General features: G+C 29.8%; 1 protein-coding gene. It reads right to left on the bottom strand.

The window, feature by feature from the left end; all coding sequences use genetic code 11:
- A partial coding sequence (locus tag LS81_RS11125) for a hypothetical protein (protein WP_162846258.1) occupies nucleotides 1-432 on the bottom strand: 432 nt, incomplete at its 3' end.
- Nucleotides 433-466: the final 34 nt, after the last annotated feature.

Raw genomic sequence — 466 nt, 5'->3', positions numbered from 1 at the left:
TTTAGGAAACTTTGGATTTGTGATATTAAAATAAGTATTGATTTCATCTTCTGGAGCTGAAATGTCCATAAGTTTATAAGGCTTTTTACCTTTTTGATACAAATAATATTCATATAACCACTTGAGATTTGCAATATCTATACTTTCATTTGGAAACATAAGCTTTATGCGATGTGAATCAAGACGCGTAACATGTTTAAATTCTATACCATTTGTTTCAAGATATTTGCTTAATGTGTAAGCATAATAATTTGCATCATCCGCTGCGACATAAAAATCCTCTTCTCCCATTTCTTTTTTAAAATACTCCACTTCCTCATCGCTAAAACCTATTTCAATTACACATTTATCACAATCCACCACAAAGTCTTTAGCCTCCAAACTCAAGCATAGAGCCATAATTATTGCAATATTTTTTATATATTTATACATACTATTTTCCTCTTGTATTTCTATTTGGGCTTGT

Source organism: Helicobacter trogontum (assembly GCF_000765905.2).
In the GTDB taxonomy this organism is placed as follows: Bacteria; Campylobacterota; Campylobacteria; order Campylobacterales; family Helicobacteraceae; genus Helicobacter_A; species Helicobacter_A trogontum.
Note: the sequence above shows the minus strand (reverse complement) of the source record. Positions and strands in the feature narration are given on the sequence as shown.